The sequence below is a fragment of the Streptomyces sp. NBC_01431 genome, from assembly GCF_036231355.1.
In the GTDB taxonomy this organism is placed as follows: domain Bacteria; phylum Actinomycetota; class Actinomycetes; order Streptomycetales; family Streptomycetaceae; genus Streptomyces.
This window is the reverse complement of the sequence record NZ_CP109497.1, coordinates 156,293-173,347: the sequence shown is the minus strand read 5'-3', so window position 1 is coordinate 173,347 and position 17,055 is coordinate 156,293. Positions and strand designations below refer to the sequence as shown.

14 protein-coding genes are annotated in these 17,055 nt (G+C 71.1%); 8 read left to right on the top strand and 6 right to left on the bottom strand.

Translation table 11 applies throughout. From position 1 onward, the window contains the following. The first annotated feature begins 1 nt into the window (after position 1). Positions 2–889, top strand: coding sequence for an aminoglycoside phosphotransferase family protein (locus OG522_RS38205; protein ID WP_329468043.1), 888 nt, complete (start codon positions 2–4; stop codon positions 887–889). A 12-nt stretch (positions 890–901) separates the two neighbouring features. On the opposite strand, the gene OG522_RS38200 is transcribed toward OG522_RS38205, so the two are convergent. From OG522_RS38200 to OG522_RS38190, 3 genes are all read right to left on the bottom strand, one after another. Next, positions 902–1,423 carry a DUF2231 domain-containing protein gene (locus OG522_RS38200; RefSeq protein ID WP_329468042.1) on the bottom strand — a complete coding sequence of 174 codons (522 nt, stop codon included), beginning with the start codon at positions 1,421–1,423 and terminating at the stop codon, positions 902–904. Positions 1,424–1,502: 79 nt separating this feature from the next. Then, the gene (locus tag OG522_RS38195) at positions 1,503–3,590 is read right to left on the bottom strand and encodes a SpoIIE family protein phosphatase (protein ID WP_329468041.1); all 2,088 of its coding nucleotides are present in this window, start codon (positions 3,588–3,590) and stop codon (positions 1,503–1,505) included. A gap of 144 nt (positions 3,591–3,734) precedes the next feature. Further along, entirely contained in the window at positions 3,735–4,109 is a 375-nt protein-coding gene (locus tag OG522_RS38190) for a helix-turn-helix transcriptional regulator (protein WP_329468040.1), read from the bottom strand. A 141-nt stretch (positions 4,110–4,250) separates the two neighbouring features. On the opposite strand from OG522_RS38190, the gene OG522_RS38185 reads away from it, so the two are divergent. The 5 genes from OG522_RS38185 (at position 4,251) to OG522_RS38165 (ending at position 9,470) form a co-directional block, all read left to right on the top strand. Next, positions 4,251–5,030 (top strand): ANTAR domain-containing protein, encoded by a 780-nt coding sequence (locus OG522_RS38185; protein WP_329468039.1) that lies wholly within the window; start codon positions 4,251–4,253, stop codon positions 5,028–5,030. A gap of 283 nt (positions 5,031–5,313) precedes the next feature. After that, a complete protein-coding gene (locus tag OG522_RS38180; protein WP_443074878.1) occupies positions 5,314–5,796 on the top strand; it encodes a 2Fe-2S iron-sulfur cluster-binding protein in 483 nt (160 codons plus the stop codon). Continuing rightward, positions 5,793–6,779: an FAD binding domain-containing protein gene (locus tag OG522_RS38175; protein WP_329468037.1), complete on the top strand. Its 987-nt coding sequence runs from the start codon at positions 5,793–5,795 to the stop codon at positions 6,777–6,779. Before OG522_RS38180 ends, OG522_RS38175 begins: the two co-directional genes overlap by 4 nt. Before the next feature lie 13 nt (positions 6,780–6,792). After that, positions 6,793–8,871, top strand: coding sequence for a xanthine dehydrogenase family protein molybdopterin-binding subunit (locus tag OG522_RS38170; RefSeq protein ID WP_329468036.1), 2,079 nt, complete (start codon positions 6,793–6,795; stop codon positions 8,869–8,871). Between the two features lie 116 nt (positions 8,872–8,987). Beyond that, positions 8,988–9,470 carry a hemerythrin domain-containing protein gene (locus OG522_RS38165; protein WP_329468035.1) on the top strand — a complete coding sequence of 161 codons (483 nt, stop codon included), beginning with the start codon at positions 8,988–8,990 and terminating at the stop codon, positions 9,468–9,470. A gap of 128 nt (positions 9,471–9,598) precedes the next feature. On the opposite strand, the gene OG522_RS38160 is transcribed toward OG522_RS38165, so the two are convergent. Continuing rightward, a complete protein-coding gene (locus OG522_RS38160; RefSeq protein WP_329468034.1) occupies positions 9,599–10,831 on the bottom strand; it encodes a cytochrome P450 family protein in 1,233 nt (410 codons plus the stop codon). Between the two features lie 159 nt (positions 10,832–10,990). Next, on the bottom strand, positions 10,991–11,701 hold the full coding sequence (locus OG522_RS38155; protein WP_329468033.1) for a ScbR family autoregulator-binding transcription factor: 711 nt from the start codon (positions 11,699–11,701) through the stop codon (positions 10,991–10,993). A 786-nt stretch (positions 11,702–12,487) separates the two neighbouring features. Here OG522_RS38155 and OG522_RS38150 point away from each other — a divergent pair. Beyond that, entirely contained in the window at positions 12,488–14,134 is a 1,647-nt protein-coding gene (locus tag OG522_RS38150) for an acyl-CoA dehydrogenase family protein (protein ID WP_329468032.1), read from the top strand. Between the two features lie 67 nt (positions 14,135–14,201). Here OG522_RS38150 and OG522_RS38145 read toward each other — a convergent pair whose 3' ends face one another. Continuing rightward, positions 14,202–15,743, bottom strand: a complete 1,542-nt coding sequence (locus OG522_RS38145) for an AMP-binding protein (RefSeq protein WP_329468031.1) — start codon at positions 15,741–15,743, stop codon at positions 14,202–14,204. A gap of 356 nt (positions 15,744–16,099) precedes the next feature. On the opposite strand from OG522_RS38145, the gene OG522_RS38140 reads away from it, so the two are divergent. Beyond that, positions 16,100–17,029 carry a hypothetical protein gene (locus tag OG522_RS38140; protein WP_329468030.1) on the top strand — a complete coding sequence of 310 codons (930 nt, stop codon included), beginning with the start codon at positions 16,100–16,102 and terminating at the stop codon, positions 17,027–17,029. The last annotated feature ends 26 nt before the right edge of the window (positions 17,030–17,055 follow it).

Sequence of the window (17,055 nt, the reverse complement as noted above, 5' to 3'; positions counted from 1 at the left end):
GATGCGCCCCGGCCCGCACCCCATCGACGACGCCCTCGTACGGCGCCTGATCGCCGGGCGGTTCCCGCAGTGGGCCGGGCTCGCGGTCGAGCGGTTCGCCTCCGGCGGCACGGTCAACGCCATGTACCGGCTCGGCGACTCCATGGTCGTACGCCTGCCGCTGGTGGAGGGTGGTGCCGGGGACGTCGCGGCGGAGTGCCGGTGGCTGCCCCGCCTCGCGCCCCTGCTGCCCACGGTCGTCCCCGAGGTGCTGGGGGCGGGGGAGCCCGCCGAAGGGTACCCGTGGCCGTGGTCGGTGTACGGGTGGCGGGCGGGGCAGAACCCCGAAGCGGGGGCGCTGACCGAGCCCGTGCTGCTGGCCGAGGACCTGGCCGCGTTCGTGACCGCGATGCGGAGCATCACCCTGCCGGGGGCGCCGAAGGCTCATCGCGGAGGGGCACTCGCCTCGCTCGACGCCTCGACCCGGGCGGCGATCGAGGAACTGCGCGCGATCCCGGAAGAGGGCGTCGACTGCGACGCCGTCGAGGCACTGTGGCGGGACGCGCTGCGCGCGCCGGGCCACGACGGGCCGCCGGTCTGGCTGCACGCCGATCTGATGCCGGGCAACCTGCTCGTGGACGACGGCGGCCGACTGACCTCGGTGATCGACTTCGGATGTCTGGGTACGGGTGACCCGGCCTGCGATCTGTTCCCGGCGTGGAACCTGCTGCCGCCCGCCGCACGCGAGGTGTTCCGTGAGGCCGTCGACGTGGACGAGGCGGCCTGGAAACGCGGCCGGGCCCGCACCCTCTCCCAGGCCCTGATCGCGCTGCCCTGGTACCGGACGCGGAACGCGGCGATGGCGCGCAATGCGCGGCATGTGATCCGGGCGGTGCTGGAAGAGAGCTGAGGGCTGCTCGCGTCAGGCCGCGCGGTCGTGGTGGAGGCGGATCAACCGGGCGTTCTGGACGGCCAGTTCATCGCGTTCCTGGGTCGGGGTGAGGCTGACGCCCATGTGGTAGTTCTGGACCAGCATCCAGCCGAGGAAGCCGCCGCCGATGGTGATCGCCACCCCGGCGGCCGAGAGCGCGAGGCCGAGCGTGGCGCTCCTCGCCGGTCCGTCCCAGTGGGACGCGTACACGGCCAGAGTGATGGCGAACAGCGCCAACGCGGCCATGTTCAGGCCCGCGTGGGCCAGCCCGACGGTCTTGGCCGCGGAGGTGCGCGGGATGCCGAACGCCAAGTCGGCGGACCCCGGCAGCGCGGCGAGGAGGGCGCCGCCGACACCCGCGATGTTCAGGGCGATGGCGAAGTTCAGCCAGAACTGCTGCCCGTTCGCCGCGTACACGGCGAAGCCCACCAGTGTGCCGGTGTAGCCGGCCACCGGGTAGGCGATGAGCATCGGGTGGACCGGGTGGCCCGCGATGGTGGCTTTGCTGTACATGACGTTCGCCTCCGCGTACGCGAAACCCGTACCCCTCGTTCCAGGGTCCTCCCGTTCGCCGCGTGCGGCCAGCGAACGTTCAGGTGTGGCGCCGCGAGGGCGCGACCTCGGCGATTAGCAGGGCGACGTCGTCATGGCCCTGCGGTGCGGGCAGCGCGGCCAGAAGGCGGTCGCAGGTCGCCTCCAGCGGCAGGCGGCGGTGGGTGAGCACGTCGAGCAGCGCGCGCAACCGGTCGTCGATGGGCTGGTCGCGGGTCTCGACGAGGCCGTCGGTGTACAGGACGAGCCGGTCGCCGGGCGCACACTCGACGTTGGTCGCCTCGAAGGCCACCCCGCCCACGCCCAGCGGCGCCCCGGTGGGAAGCCGCAGAAACCGCGGGGGGCGGCCCAGCCGGTCCCAGATGGGCGGCAGATGGCCCGCGAGCGCGATGCGGCAGCGCGTCCGGTGGGGGTCGTAGACGGCGTACACGCAGGTGGCGGTCGTCTCCTCCAGTTCGGAGGTGATGCGGTCGAGGTGGCGCAGGACATCGGCGGGGTCGAGATCGAGGCCGGCGAGGGTGCGGGCGGCGGTGCGCAGCTGGCCCATGGTCGCGGCGGCGTTGATGCCGTGGCCCATGACGTCACCGACCACGAGGGCGGTCTTGTCGCCGGCGACGGGTATCGCGTCGAACCAGTCGCCGCCGGCCTCGCCGATGGCCGCGGCCGGCTGGTAGCGGTAGGCGACGTCGAGACCGACGGGCTGCGGCGGCTGGCGGGGCAGCAGATGGCGCTGGAGGGCGAGCGCCGCGTGGCGCTGCTGCTGGAACCAGCGGGCGTTGTCGATGCAGACCGCGGCCCGGGTGGCCAGTTCCAGCGCCAGGATGGCGTCGTCGTGGGTGAAGGGCTGCGGGTTGCGGGCCCGCTTGAGGTCGAGGGCGCCGAGGACCTCGCCGCGCGCGATCAGCGGGACGGCGAGGTAGGAGTGCAGTCCCGCACGCTCCAGGAGGGCGGCGGCCTGCTCGTCGCGGGCGATGTTCGCCAGGTCCCCGCGCCCCACATGGCTGACCAGAACCGGCCGGGCGGTGGTGACACACCGGGTGACCAGGCGTTCCGCGTTGTACTTGGCGATGTTGCCCGGCGGGTCGGCCGCTTGGAGCGCCTCGGTGGGGTACGCGGTCGCGACGGCCAGGGCGCGGATGGCCACCGGCCCCGAGAGCGGGGCTTCGGGCGCGCTGCGGCCGTCCAGTATGGAGTCGAGGATGTCGACAGCGGCGATGTCGGCGAGGTCGGTCACCACCAGGTCCGCGAGTTCGTGCGCGGTGCGGTTGAGGTCGAGGGTGGTGCCGATGCACACCGATGCCCGTGCGATCAGGTCCAGGCGTCTGCGGGCTTCGGCGGCCTCGTTGGCGGCGTCGTACTGCTCGCTGACATCCACGACCGAGATCGCGACACCCAGGATCCGGCCCGCCTGGTCCTCAAGCCGGTAGTACGACACGTTCCAGGCGTGGTCGGCGTCCGGATCGCCGGGTACCCGCCCGACGGTCGTCTGGTCGAGCAGCGGTACGCCGGTGGCCAGGACCCGGACCATCGAGCCTTCGATCTGCTCGGCGTCCAGGAACGGCAGGGCGTCGCTGACGGTGCGGCCCATGTGCTCCTCGGCGGGCACGCCGTTGATGCGTGACAGCGCCGGGTTGACCAGCACGTACCGCAGATCGGTGTCGAGCACCGCGAGCCCGATGGGGGACTGCGAGACCAGGCGCACCGACAGCGCCAGGTCGCGTTCCACGCTGCGCAGCGTGGGCTCGTCGGTGGCGATGCCCAGGGCGTACAGACCGCCGCGCTCGTCCTGGAGGCGCATGTTGCGGAACTCCACCATCCGCTGGCGCCCGTCCTTGTGCCGGATCGGGAACACGCCCGCCCAAGGCTCGCCGCTGCTCATCACCCGGGCGAACAGTTCGAGGACCAGGGCGAGGTGCTCCTCGGCGACCAGGATCTTCGCGGCGGGGTGGCCGAGGGCCTCGCGCGCGCTCCAGCCGAACAGTTCCTCGGCCTGCGGACTCCACAGGGTGATCCGCCCGTTGTGGTCGAGGACTATGGCGGCGACACCCAGCACGTCCAGGAGGCCGCCGGGCTCCGAGGCGGCGAGACGCGGGCCGAGCCGCTCCCCGAAGGCTTCGGATGCGTCCATGTCGCTCGGCCCCTTCTTCCGCCCGCCAGGTACCTCACTCCTGTCCCGGTCTCGTGCCTCCCGCCGTGCTGGTCCCCACCATCTTCTCCCCGACCGGGAAGTTCGGCAGACCAGGAGCCCTCAGGGGCCGGGGCTGCCGGAAGGTCATCGCGGGCCCTCGCTCCGCGCCTCCCGCGCCTGCACGGGTGTCGTCTGCAGGCGCGGTGGCTGCCCGCGTTGCTCGTCGTGCTGGGCCAGGACCGCGAGGAGGGAGGCCACGGTCAGTCCAGCCTCGGCGGGATGGCGCAGCGGGGTGGCCGATTCGATGCGGTAGGTGTTGGACCGCCCCTGCCGGGTGTGCGAGAGGTACCCGGCGTCCTCCAGATCGGAAATGATTCTCTGGACGGCGCGCTCGGTGAGCCTGCAGTGCGCGGCGATGTCGCGTATGCGGGCGGAGGGATCGTCGGCGATCGCGGCCAGCACACGGGCGTGGTTTGTCAGAAACGTCCAGCCCGCATGCGGTTCAGGTACGGCACCCATCTCCTCAGGGTATGACGCGTCATTCACGCAAACAAATAGGCGAAATAAATTTCCGGTATCTCTTGACGTGTCTGGCGTGTCGTCGGAACCTGAGATGGAGTGAAGCCATGGGCGCGTGCGGACGCTTCGGGAGCCAATGCCATGTCAGAGCAGTCGACAACTGCACAGGTGGCCGACGGAGGCACTGCCACGTGCACCGCAACGGCGCGCCCGCCCGTCGACCGGCCGCCGTCGGTGGTGGGGATCGAGGTCCGTCCTCTGGGCGACCGGCGGCTCGCCGTGATCACCGGCGAGCTCGACATCCACGCGGACGAGCTGCTGTACGTCGGGCTGTGCGACGCGCTGGGCCGCTCGTGCAGCGGCGTCGACCTTGACCTCAGCAACGTCGACTTCTGCGACTGTTCCGGTCTCAACGTCCTGCTGCGGGTGCGCCACCGGGCGCTGCGGGATGGCAAGACGCTCGCCGTCCGCGCGGTCAGCGCCGCCGTGGGCCGGCTGCTGGCCGTGACCCACACCCTTCCCCTGCTCGCCTCCCCGGACGGCGTCAGCGAAATCGATCCCGGCGGGGGCCCGGCCACGGGCACCGTCCGCCTCTGCATCCAGGAGGAAGCCGTGCCGGAGGACGCCGAGCCGGACCTGCGCAGCGAAGTGGTCCAGCTCCGCCGGGCCATGCGGACCCGTCCGGTCATCGACATGGCCCGTGGCCTGCTGATGGCCTCCTTCGGCCTGGGCCCGGAAGACGCCTGGACCGTCCTGGTCGAGGCGTCCCAGCACAGCAACACCAAGCTCCACGAACTGGCCCAGTACGTGGTGGACTCCGCCGACGGCGACCCGGTGCCGGGCCCGGAGCGCCGGCAACTGGCCGCCGCGGTCAAGCGCCTGAAGGCGACCCAGCCGAGCAGGCCGGACCCGCAGGAATGAGCTCCCACCGCCCCTGAGAGGCAGGGCGCGGGCCGCTCCCCGGGCGGACGGCCCGCCCCGGAGCACTCCGGCGTCCCACGCTCGGCCACCGCCGAGATGCCGGGGGCCGCCACCTGTACCAGGGTGGGTACGCGGCAGGCGGCTGACCCGTCCAGATCGAGGAGCCCGGGAAATGGAAGTAAGCGACGGCGCGACTGAAGACCTCCTTGAGCCCGATGCCCAGGCGGCCCGCCTGGCCGCCACCGAGTCGCGCGTGGAGGTGCGGGTCAACGGCGCCTCCCACATGGTCGAGGTGGACCATCGCACCACCCTGCTCGACCTGCTGCGCGAGAACCTCGGCCTGACCGGCTCGAAGAAGGGGTGCGACCACGGGCAGTGCGGGGCGTGCACGGTGCTGCTCGAAGGCCGGCGGGTCAACAGCTGTCTGATGCTGGCCGTCGCGCAGGAGGGCTACGAGATCGTCACCGTGGAGGGCCTCGCCGCCGCGGCGGGCCCGGACGGCGACCTGCACCCGTTGCAGCGCGCCTTCCTCGACCGCGACGCCTTCCAGTGCGGCTACTGCACACCCGGCCAGCTCTGTTCGGCCGTGGGAATGCTGGAGGAGGCCAAGGCCGGACAGCCCTCTGTCGTCACCGACATGGAGCAGCCGACGGACGCCCCGGTGCAGCTCACGCCCGCGGAGATCCGGGAACGGCTCAGCGGCAACCTGTGCCGCTGCGGGGCGTACTCGAACATCGTCAACGCCGTACAGGACGTGATCGCATGAAGCCGGTCGCCTATGTGCGCGTCGCGAGCGTGGGGGAGGCGGCCGCCGTCCACGCGGGGCGGCCCGAGGCCCGCTACCTCGGCGGCGGCACCAACCTGGTCGATCTGATGAAGCTCGGCGTCGAACGCCCCGACGTGCTCATCGACATCACGCGGCTGCCGCTGGACCGCATCGAGGAGCCAGGCGACGGCACGCTGCGGATCGGCGCGACCGTGCGCAACAGCGACCTCGCCGCGCACCCGGTGGTCCGCGAGCGCTACCCGGTCCTGTCGCAGGCCGTGCTCAGCGGCGCGTCGGACCAGCTCAGAAACGTGGCGACCACGGCGGGCAACCTTTTGCAGCGCACCCGCTGCACCTACTTCCAGGACCTGTCCAGGCCCTGCAACAAGCGGGTGCCGGGCAGCGGGTGCGCCGCCATCGAGGGCGTCAACCGCGACCACGCCGTACTGGGCCACTCACCGCACTGTGTGGCCACCCACCCCTCCGATCTGGCCGTGGCGCTCTCCGCGCTCGACGCCGTGGTCGAGCTGGTCGGCCCCGCGGGCCCGCGGACCGTGCCGGTGACCGAGTTCCAACGACTGCCGAAGGACAGGCCCGACGTGGACACCCTGATCCGGCCCGGCGAGCTGATCACGGGCGTGGTGCTGCCGGCGCTGCCCGGCGGGGCCGCCTCCCGCTACCGCAAGACCCGCGACCGGGCGTCGTTCGCCTTCGCGCTCGCATCCGTCGCCGCCGTCGTCCACCTCGAGCGCGGCACCGTCCGGCACATCGCCGTCGCCTTCGGCGGCCTCGCCCACCGGCCGTGGCGCGCCCGGCAGACGGAGGCCGCGCTGCTCGGGACCACGCCCAGCACCGCAACCATCACGCAGGCGGTCGAGGCCGAACTCGCCGCCGCCGTGCCGCTCCGGCACAACGCCTACAAGGTGACGCTCGCCCGCGACCTCGCCCACGAGGTGCTCGGCTCACTGACCGCCCGGTCCTGAAAGGAACGCCGTCATGGGCCCCACCACCGGCGCACCCGTCGAGCGCAGGGAAGGCCGGGCGAAGGTGACCGGCACCGCCCGGTACGCGGTCGACTACGCGCCTCCGGGCGCCGCCCACGCCTGGGTGGTGCCCGCCACCATCGCCCGGGGCCGGGTCGTGTCGCTGGACACCACGGCGGCTCTCGCCCTGCCCCGAGTGCTCGCCGTCCTCACCCCGGATGCGGCCCCCCGCCTCGGCGACCAGGACGACCCGACGCTCGCGGTGCTCCAGGACTTCCGGGTGCCGCACCACGGCTGGCCCGTCGCGCTCGCCGTCGCCGAGACCCTGGAGGCCGCGCGCGCCGCCGCCGAGGCCGTAACGGTCGGCTACGAGAGCGAGCCGCACGAGGTCACCTTCACCGCGGGGGACCCGGCGGCCTACCGCCCCCGCGAGGCCAACGGCGGCCACCCGGCGGACCGTCAGCAGGGCGACGCGGAAGGCCGCTTCGCCGCGGCCCCGGTGCGCGTCGACGTGTCGTACGAGGTGCCGCCCCTGCACAACCACCCCATGGAACCGCACGCGGCGACCGCGATCTGGCAGGACGGCCACCTCACGGTGTTCGACTCCTGCCAGGGCTCCGACGCCGTGCGCGACGCGCTGGCCGCGCTGTTCGGGCTGCCCGAGGAACGCGTACGCGTCGTCGCCGAGCACGTCGGCGGCGGCTTCGGCTCCAAAGGCACGCCCCGCCCGCACGTCGTCCTCGCCGCGATGGCCGCCCAGCACACCGGCCGACCGGTCAAACTCGCCCTGACCAGGCGGCAGTTGACGGAACTCGTCGGCCACCGCGCCCCCACCCGCCACCGCATCCGGCTCGGGGCGATGACCGACGGCAGCCTCGTCTGCGTCGACCACGAGGTCACCACGCACACCTCGCGCGTCAAGGAGTTCGTGGAGCAGGCGGCGGTGCCCGCCCGCGTCATGTACGCCAGCGAGAGCAGCCGCACGGCCCACCGGGTCGTCGCCCTGGATGTGCCCACCCCGTCCTGGATGCGCGCGCCGGGAGAGACGCCCGGCATGTACGCCCTCGAATCCGCCGTCGACGAACTCGCCTGCGCCCTCGGCATGGACCCCATCGCCCTGCGGGCGCGCATCGAGCCCTCCGTCGAGCCGGACAGCGGGCGCCCGTTCAGCAGCCGCCACCTCCTGGAGTGCCTGCGCGAGGGCGCCGCGCGCTTCGGCTGGGACGGCCGCGACCCGCGGCCGGGCATCCGGCGTTCCGGGCGCTGGCTGTCCGGCACCGGGGTCGCGGCCGCCACCTACCCCGTCCTCGTCTCGCCGAGCCGTGCCACGGCCACCGCCCATCCCGACGGCCTCCACGTCGTACGCATCAACGCCACCGACATCGGTACGGGCGCCCGTACCGTCCTCGCCCAGATCGCGGCCGAGGCGCTCGGAGTGGGCGTCGAGTCGGTGCGTACGGAGATCGGAGCCACTGGCCTGCCCCGGGCGCCGCTCGCCGGCGGGTCGGCCGGCACCTCGTCGTGGGGCTGGGCCGTGCACGAGGCGTGCCGGGAGCTGGCCCGGCAGCTGGCCGGGCGGACGGGCCCGCTGCCGCCGGAGGGGCTCACGGCCACCGCCGACACCGAAGGCACCGCGGACCGGGACTCGCGGTATGCGCGGCACGCCTTCGGCGCCCACTTCGCCGAGGCCGCCGTCGACGCCGACACCGGCGAGATCCGGGTGCGCCGACTGCTCGGCGTGTACGCGGCGGGCCGCATCCTCAACGCGCGCACCGCACGCTCCCAGTTCATCGGCGGCATGACCATGGGCCTGGGCATGGCGCTCACCGAGGCGGGCCCCATGGACCCCGCCTTCGGTGCGTTCACCGGCAGCGACCTCGCGGGCTACCACGTGCCCTGCCACGCGGACGTGCCCGCCATCGAGGCGCACTGGATCGAGGAGGACGACCCGCACGTCAACCCGATGGGCAGCAAGGGCATCGGCGAGATCGGCATCGTCGGAACGGCCGCCGCCATCGGCAACGCCGTCCATCACGCCACCGGCATCCGTCTCCGGGAGCTTCCGCTCACCCCCGACCGGCTGCGCTCGTGACGGCTCGTATCCGTACGACGACGGACGGGCAGGGCCGGGTCCCCGGCGCATGACCGTCCGGTTTGCCGGGTATTGGCCTGTCACGGAAGTGAGTCCTGCGCTTCAGGGAGCTGCCCATGTCGACGACCGACGCGATCGTGATGCTGAGGGAAGGCCACAAGGAGCTCAGGCGGCTGATCCGGTCCTACCGGGCCGATCGCGATCCCGGGGAGGTGGAGCGGTTCCTGCGCGCACTGACCGTGTACGCGTACATCGAGCGGGAGGGCATGTACCCGCGCGTCTCCGCCCTCGCCCCGGAGACCGAGCTGACCATCGTGGACCTCCGCGAGGAACACCACATCGCCGAGGTGCTGGCCGCCGAGCTCCAGGACATGCGCCCCGGCAGCATCGCCTTCGACGCCAAGGCTCGCCTCCTGATGGACATCGTCGAACGCCACATGGACACCGAGGACCACATGTGGTTCCCGCACGTACGAGCCGCCGTGGGCCGCAAGGAGCTCCAGGAGATCGGCGCCTGGATGACCAAGCTCGCCGAGCGGGCCCCGCGCCGGCCCCACCACCCCGCCCCGCAGAAGGCCTGGGACGCCGTGGCCGCCTGAGCCCCCCAGGTCCCCGGCCGACGGGCCCGCGGACCTGCTGCCGAGCGGGCCCGCGGGCGGCGGGGTGAGGCGGAGACGGTCACGGTGTCGGCCGGGGCGGAGCCACCGCCGGTCGGGGAGTGCCGGCCTCAGGCCGCCGGGGAGAGGATCACCGGCAGCTCCCGGTAGGAGTTCATCAGGAAGCTCTTCATGGGCTCCAGCTCGTCCGGGGCACAGGCCAGCCGCATGTCGGGGAAGCGCTCGAACAGCGCGGCGAAGGCGGTGGTCGCCTCCGCCTCGGCCAGCGGTGCGCCCATGCAGCGGTGCGTACCGTGCCCGAAGCCGAGGATGTCGCGGTCCTTGCGCAGGACGTCGAAGCGGTCGGCGTCCGGGCCGTAGCGCTCGGGATCCAGGCCCGCCGCAGCGAACGAGACCAGAATGGGGTCGCCCTTGGGGATCAGCACGCCGTCCAGTTCGATGTCCTCCACGGCGAACCGCATCGGTGAGTACGCGCCGGGGGTGTGCACCCGCATGGCCTCGTCGGACACGTCCTGCCAGGTCGCCCGGCCCGCCAGCACGTGCTCCAGCTGCTCGGGGTGGCTCAGCAGCGCGCCCATCGCGTTGGTGATCAGCGCGGCGGTCGTGTCCTGCCCGCCCGCGATCATGAGGAAGAGCGTGCCGAGCAGTTCCTCCTCGCTCAGGCGGTCTCCCTGGTCGTGCGCCTCGATCAGCGAGGTGGTCAAGTCGTCCCCGGGCTCGGCCCGTTTGGCTTTCACCAGGTCCGAAAGGAGCAGGTACGCCTGCAGTCGGGCCGCCTCTATCTCCTGGCCGGAGATGGTGGTGCTGAAGATCGTGTGCAGCGCGGCGCACAGGGTGTCCGTGGCTTCGCCCTGCGGGACGCCGAACAGTTCGCAGATGACCCGCATGGGCAGCAGTTCGGCGAACGCGCTCCGCAGGTCGACGGCGGTTCCCGCCGGAACGGCGGCGAGCCGCTCGACGAGCTCCGCGGTGATCTCCGCGACCCGCGGGCGCAGCAGCTCGGTGCGGCGCACGGTGAACGCCCCGGCGACCAGCCGGCGCAGCCGGGCGTGGCTGTCCCCGTAGGCGAACAGCATGTTCTCGTTCGCCACCCACGGGTACAGGGGCCAGTCCTCGGTGATCTTCCCCTCGATGAACGCCGGCCAGTGCTGCCGGGCGTCCTTGGACACCCGGGAGTCGGTCAGCAACTGCTCGACGTGCCGCTGTCCGACCACGGCCCAAGCGATGACGTTCCCCGGCAGTTCCACCGGGACGGCGGGGCCCTGCGCCCGCAGCATCGCCCCCTCCGCGGCCAGGTCGCGCCCCGTCACATCCAGGGCGTAAGGGCAGCCAGTCGTCTTCATCGTCGTCTCTCCCTGGTCGTTTCTGCACACGTTGTGTTGCGCCTTGCCAGGAGCGGAGTCTTTCGGCCCTCCCTGAGGGTGTTCGACCCCGCCCACAACGACTGTTCCTTCACCTCGTCGGGCCGACCTGCCCCGCCGCACCGCTCGTGCGACCGGCCGTCACCTGGCCGCGCGAGCCGCTTCGGCGGCCGGGGCCTGCTCGGCCGCACCGCCCTCGTCGCGCAGCCTCAGTGCCGCCTCGTACACCCGGGCCCCCCGATCGGGGGCCATGTCGAGTTGCACGAGCACCGCCGGGACGGCGATGCCCGCCATCAAGTGGCGCTGTAGGTCCGAGACTCGTTCGGGAAGGTCACCATGATTGGTCATGACCTTGGACAGAACCTGGACACCGGTGAACGTGCCGACGAACATCCGGGCCGCGGCCGCCACGTCGACGTGTGGCAGCAGTTCGCCGCGCTCCTTGGCCCCGCAGAGCATCGCGGTGTTGTGCTCGATCCACGCGTTCATCGGCACCCGCCGGTCCAGCGCGTCGTTCGGGGATCCCTGATCGACCGTCAGCCGGATGCTGCCCCGCACCACCGGGTCCCCGATGAAGAGCAGATGGGCCAGCAGGAAGGCCTCGTCCACCCCCTGCTGGAGCATCAGTTCCTGCGGGGGCGGAGTCGGAATCGCGGCGAGCTGTCCGGCCAGGACCGCCTGGGCCAGCTCGAACTTCGAGGCGAAGTGGAAGTACAGGGATCCCTTGGTCGCGTCGGCCCGGTGGAGGATCTCCGAGATGGTCGCTGCCTCGTACCCCACTTCGGCGAAGACCACGGCGGCCGCGACGAGGATGGCGCGCCTCGTTCGGATGGCCCGTTCCTGCAGCGCCACAGCACACCTCCGTTGACCTACCAGCACTCTGAAAACAAAAAGTAAACCAACGGGTTCGTATCCGCCACAGGATCCTCCCGCTCCGTTGGCGATCCACCGCCGTACCTGTCGTCGGCCCCGTGGTGCACTCAATTGACGCACACTCCGACGGCAACCTGCACCGAAAAGAAGCCAGCCCGCGCGGTAGGCTGCGGCTGCGGCTCGTCGTACTGAGTCGTTCCCAACCTGGCTTGTGAGCCTGCCAGTTGGCTTGGTTGTCGGGTCGGGAAAGAAGAGGTGGAGCCCCGGTGGACAAGGCTTTCGGCCAGGATCACGTCCGCCTGGAGCTTCGCACGTCCAGCTGCTCGTCGGGGATGGTTCCGACTGGAGAGCGAGCAACCGCTTGCCAACGCGTTACTGTTTTTTTACTTGAGAAGCAAACCGGTCGCCCCGTATCTTCTGGTCGCTGCACATCCCAACCTACGGATCTGCAATAAACGGGGGAGACGAATGACCCTGCTGACAACCCAGCATGGCGGGCCCGCTACAACCAATTCCGAAAGTCCTCCCACGCATGGTCCCCGGCCGGACGCCCTGCGCGCCGCCGCGGCCCCAACTGCCGCTGAACCAGACGAAATAGACGAACCATCAGCTCAGGAGCTCACACGATTGCTCTTCGGGTCCGGCAGTGACCGGGAACGAAACCACGGCAGGTGGCGCCGGCTGATCAGCAATCAGACGTTCCGCCACCGGCCCGGCCGCTCGCCCGCCGAACAGGTGGCGCAGTCCTACACGTGGTTACGACTGATGAACGACACCATCGAAGACGCCGAGAGCCTCGCCAGGGACCCGAACCTGCTGGCGAACCTGCACGAGTGGGCCGCGATCGTGGACGGCGGCGGGGGCCTGTGCACGGTGGCGAGCATCCACTACAACCTGTTCCTGGGCAGCCTCCTGGACCACGACCCCGACGCGCGCCGCGACCTCTCCGATTTCACGTCCATGCGCCGCATCGGAACGTTCCTGTGCACGGAAGTCGACCACGGCAACGACAGCTCCAGCCTGGAGACAACCGCCGAATTCGACCGTGAGACCGGCGAGTTCATCCTCAACACACCGCATCCCGGCGCCCAGAAGTTCATGCCCAACACCAGCACCACGGGCGGTCCCAAGACCGCGATGGTCGCCGCCCGTCTCCTGGTCGACGGCCAGGACCAGGGCGTGTTCCTGTTCCTGACGCCTCTGAGCGACGAACGCGGCCTGCTGCCGGGAGTCCAGGTGCGGCGGCTGCCCTACCGGTCCGGCGCACCCGTCGACCACTGCCTCACCGCCTTCCACCAGGTCCGGCTGCCGCGCGAGGCGCTGCTCGAAGCAGACCACGGCCGGCTCGCCGACGACGCCACCCTGACCAGCACCTTCGGCAACCGACGCAAACGGTTCCTGCACTCCATAGGCCGGGTCACCGTCGGCAAGCTCTGCATGAGCGGTGCGGCCATCGGTGCCTCACGGGCCGCCCTGAACATCGCGGTGCGCTACGGCCAGCACCGTCGCGTCGCCGGACCGAAGGTGGGACAGCGCATCCCCATCAACGCCCACCGCACCCACCACAGCCGCCTGTTGAACTCGATGGCCACGGCCTACGCCATGACCTTCCTGCACCGATCGGTGCTCTTCGAGTGGGCCCACCACACCACCGAGAACCGTGACGAAGCGGAACGCCAGGTGGCGGTCGCCAAGGGCTGGATCACCTGGCAGGCCCGCGCCATCGCCGCCGAGTGCCGTGAACGCTGCGGCGCCCAGGGCCTGTTCGCCGTCAACGGCCTGTCCGACTACGCGCCGTACATCGAGGGCACGGTCACTGCCGAAGGCGACAACATCGTCATCTGGGCCAAGGCAGCCGCGGAACTCCTGCTCGGCCACCAGACCGCCTCAGTGGCGCCCACCCCGTCGGCCCGGCCCGGCAAGCTGACCGACCTCCACTTCCTGCGCACGCTGCTCGCCCGTGCCGAAGCTATCTGGCAGGCGCGCGCCCGGACCGCCCTGCGCGGCGAGCGCTCCGGGGGTTCGGTCGCCCGTTGGAACAAGGCTTCCACGGCGGCGCTGCAGATGGTCTCCGTCCACGCCGCCCTGCGCGCGGCCGACGCCTTCATCGAAGCGGTGGAGCAGGCCGGTGAACCCCGGGCCCGGCAGCTGCTTGAGCAGCTGTGCACGCTGTTCCTGCTCGACCAGATCGGCCCCCACACCGGCGACCTCCTGGCCGAGGAACACATCAACGCCGACCACGTCCGCGAGCTGCCGCTGGTGAGCGACTCGCTCCTCGACGACCTCGCACCGCACATGGCGACCCTCGTCGAGGGCTTCGACCTGCCCGACCAGTTCCTCGCGGCGATCCCCATCGCCAACGGCGCCGGCGTCGATCTGGCCGACTACGCACGTACCGTCGAACACATCTGACGCCCTGGCGCGCATGCGAACCCCCGCCCGCTCCGGGCGGGGGTGAGTCGCGGGCGGACGGGACCGGTCAGTTGACCTCCCGGTCCCGGTCGGCCCAGTACGGCCGGCGCAGCACGTACTTCTGGGTCTTGCCGGTGGCCGTGCGCGGGATGCTCTCGCGGAACTCGACCGAGGTGGGCGCCTTGTAGCCGGCCATCCGCTGCTTGCAGTGCGCGATGATCTCCGCCTCGTCGGCCGCGGCCCCCGCCGCGAGCACCACGAGTGCCTTGATCGTCTCGCCCCACTTCTCGTGCGGTACGCCGATCACGGCGACCTCGCGGACGGCGGGGTGACTGAAGATGGTGTCCTCCACCTCGATCGACGAGACGTTCTCCCCGCCGGTGACGATCACGTCCTTCTTACGGTCCGAGATGGTCAGGTGGCCGTCCTCCGGGTCGATCGTGCCGCCGTCGCCGGTGCGGAACCAGCCGCCCTCCAGCGCCGCAGCCGTCTCCTGCGGCTTGTCCCAGTAGCCGGCGAGCACCACGTTCGAGCGGGCCAGCACCTCCCCGGACTCGGCCAGCCGCAGCTTCACCCCCAGCGCCGGCAGCCCCGCGCGGGACAGTTTGCGGGCGCGCTCCAGCGCCGGAAGGCCGTCGTCGGCCGGGCGGGAGCGGTTGATCGTCAGCAGCGGAGACGTCTCCGTCAGACCGTAGATCTGCATGAACTCCCAGCCCAGTTCCTCCTGTACGCGCTGGATCGTCCTGCTCGGGGGTGGCGCTCCCGCGCACACGATCCGCACCCGGCCCCGGCCGGGTATCTCCCCCTCCCAGGACGCGGCCGCCTCAAGCACCGCGTTCCACACCGCCGGCGCACCGCACATCAGCGTGACGCCGTGCTCGGCCACCCGACGCAGGATCTCCGCCCCGTCCACCTTGCGCAGGATCACCTGCTTCACGCCCAGGCCGGCCATCACGTACGGCATGCCCCAGCCGTTGCAGTGGAACATCGGCAGCGTGTGCAGATACACATCCCGCTCCCACACCCGCGTGTGCAGGGCCAACGTCAGTCCGCTCATCCATATGTTGCGGTGCGTCAGCTGTACGCCCTTGGGCCGGGCCGTCGTCCCCGACGTGTAGTTGATGGTCGCGGTGGCGTCCTCGTCCGGGTCGGCCCACGGGCGCGGCTCCACGCCGAACCGCATCAGCTCCGACTCCGTCCGCTCGCCCAGCACGAACCGGTGGCGGGCCGTGACCGACGACAGCGCCTCATCCAGCTCGGGATCCACGAGCAGCACCGACGCGTTGCTCTGCCGGACGATGTAGTCGACCTCGGCCGGCCTCAGGCGGAAGTTCACCGGCACACAGATCCGCCCGCTCATCGGCACCGCGAACAGCAGCTCAAGCAGGCGGGCCGAGTTGTGGCTGACCACCGCGACCCGCTCGCCCACACCGACGCCCAGCGCATCAAGTCCCGCCTGCCAGGCCCGTACCCGCTCGCCCAGCCGTCCGTACGTCGACGCGGGCACCGGCGGCGCCGGCTGAAGCGGCTCGTCCACCACCCCCGCACTGCCCGCGAAGCCCAGCTCCGCACGCTCCAAGAAGTCCCCGACAGCCATCGGAACTCGCACAGAACCTCCCGTTTGCCCGGACGCCGCAGGCGGGCCACTTCAGCGGTCGCCGCCGTAAGCCCTCAAGCGGGCAGATAAATTGGGAGATGTATAGCACCTTATCCCGGCGTCTCCAAGGGGCTGTCGCGGTAGCGCGCGTACCGGGTGCGGTTTCTCAAGTCCGAGTATGCGAAACGCACGGGCGCGCATGCGGAAACACCATTCCATCAGGCAACCCCCGGCGGCTAATGTCGAGTTAGTTGCGTTGCCCTGGCGTTGTGGCAGTGGTGGGCGCCGAGTTGCCGGCGAAATCGTTTTGCCTGGAGGGATAGGCTGTGCTGCGTCAAGCTGTCACCCCGAATGCATCCTGGGAAACGGTGGCGAATTCTATCGAGTTCATACCCGCCGAGTATTCCGACAAGACCCAGTCCGAATCCACGGCCCAGGAAATGCTGAGATGCGATCCTGCGGACATCGACAGGCTCATTGATGCGGGCCTGCCGTTCGAGTCGCGGTCGGGGGTGCGTTACTTCGACGTGAGCGATCTGTACAACCTCGGCATGTATTCGGGCCGAACCAACACGCAGCCGGAGCTGGCGTTCCGCATGCTGTTCCGGTTCGCCGGCCGTCCGGTTGACGATCTGCTGCGCGACAAGAAATGGGACTTCCGGGTCCAGCTGGACTGCGTCGAATGCGGCGGGGAGGCGCCCTGGCGCTTCGCCGCGCCGGACGCCGCCCGCTTCGGAGGCAACGTCGTCGTCGAAGAGGTCCCCCGGGCGAGCGCGGGCTCGACTGCGTACGCGGCGACGGTCACCACCGTCGGCGCGCGAACCCCCCTCGTCTCCTCGCAGTTGCGCCAACTGACCCGTGACTACCTGGACTCCGGCTACCGCTGGCAGATGATCCCCGTCGCCATGCAGGCCGACTACGAGCTGGTGCACGCCCTGGGCGCCACCAGCTGCATCGCCGCGAGCCTGCTCCTGGCCGAGCGGTTCCGCGCGGCCGGATACCGGGCCGAGGCGAAGCGGGGCTGGTTCTGCGGCGTGCTCGGCGGTGCCCTCGACCTGCCGCACGCATGCGTGGAGGTCGAGGACGACGACGGTGCGCTCAAGACCGTCGACATCGCGAAAGCGCAGCTGGCCGCCCGTCTGTCGCCGGACACCGGGGACTTCCAGGAGCTCTGCCTCGGGTCGATCTACAACAAGGTGATCCCGTCCACCGCTTCCGGCAATGCGTCCTTCGGATATCACGAATGTGGCTCACAGCTGCCGGTCCAGGTGCGGGCGGACATTCGAGCGGTGCGTTGAGGGTGAACTCTCGCACCACGTCGTTC

Bases quoted from the DNA above. Each gene is read 5' to 3' on its own strand.
- OG522_RS38205 (WP_329468043.1), top strand. From the start codon at position 2: ATGCGCCCCGGCCCGCACCCCATCGACGACGCCCTCGTACGGCGCCTG.
- OG522_RS38175 (WP_329468037.1), top strand. From the start codon at position 5,793: ATGAAGCCGGTCGCCTATGTGCGCGTCGCGAGCGTGGGGGAGGCGGCC.
- OG522_RS38165 (WP_329468035.1), top strand. From the start codon at position 8,988: ATGTCGACGACCGACGCGATCGTGATGCTGAGGGAAGGCCACAAGGAG.
- OG522_RS38195 (WP_329468041.1), bottom strand. From the start codon at position 3,590: ATGGACGCATCCGAAGCCTTCGGGGAGCGGCTCGGCCCGCGTCTCGCC.
- OG522_RS38200 (WP_329468042.1), bottom strand. From the start codon at position 1,423: ATGTACAGCAAAGCCACCATCGCGGGCCACCCGGTCCACCCGATGCTC.
- OG522_RS38160 (WP_329468034.1), bottom strand. From the start codon at position 10,831: ATGAAGACGACTGGCTGCCCTTACGCCCTGGATGTGACGGGGCGCGAC.
- OG522_RS38185 (WP_329468039.1), top strand. From the start codon at position 4,251: ATGTCAGAGCAGTCGACAACTGCACAGGTGGCCGACGGAGGCACTGCC.
- OG522_RS38190 (WP_329468040.1), bottom strand. From the start codon at position 4,109: ATGGGTGCCGTACCTGAACCGCATGCGGGCTGGACGTTTCTGACAAAC.
- OG522_RS38180 (WP_443074878.1), top strand. From the start codon at position 5,314: ATGGTCGAGGTGGACCATCGCACCACCCTGCTCGACCTGCTGCGCGAG.
- OG522_RS38170 (WP_329468036.1), top strand. From the start codon at position 6,793: ATGGGCCCCACCACCGGCGCACCCGTCGAGCGCAGGGAAGGCCGGGCG.
- OG522_RS38150 (WP_329468032.1), top strand. From the start codon at position 12,488: ATGAACGACACCATCGAAGACGCCGAGAGCCTCGCCAGGGACCCGAAC.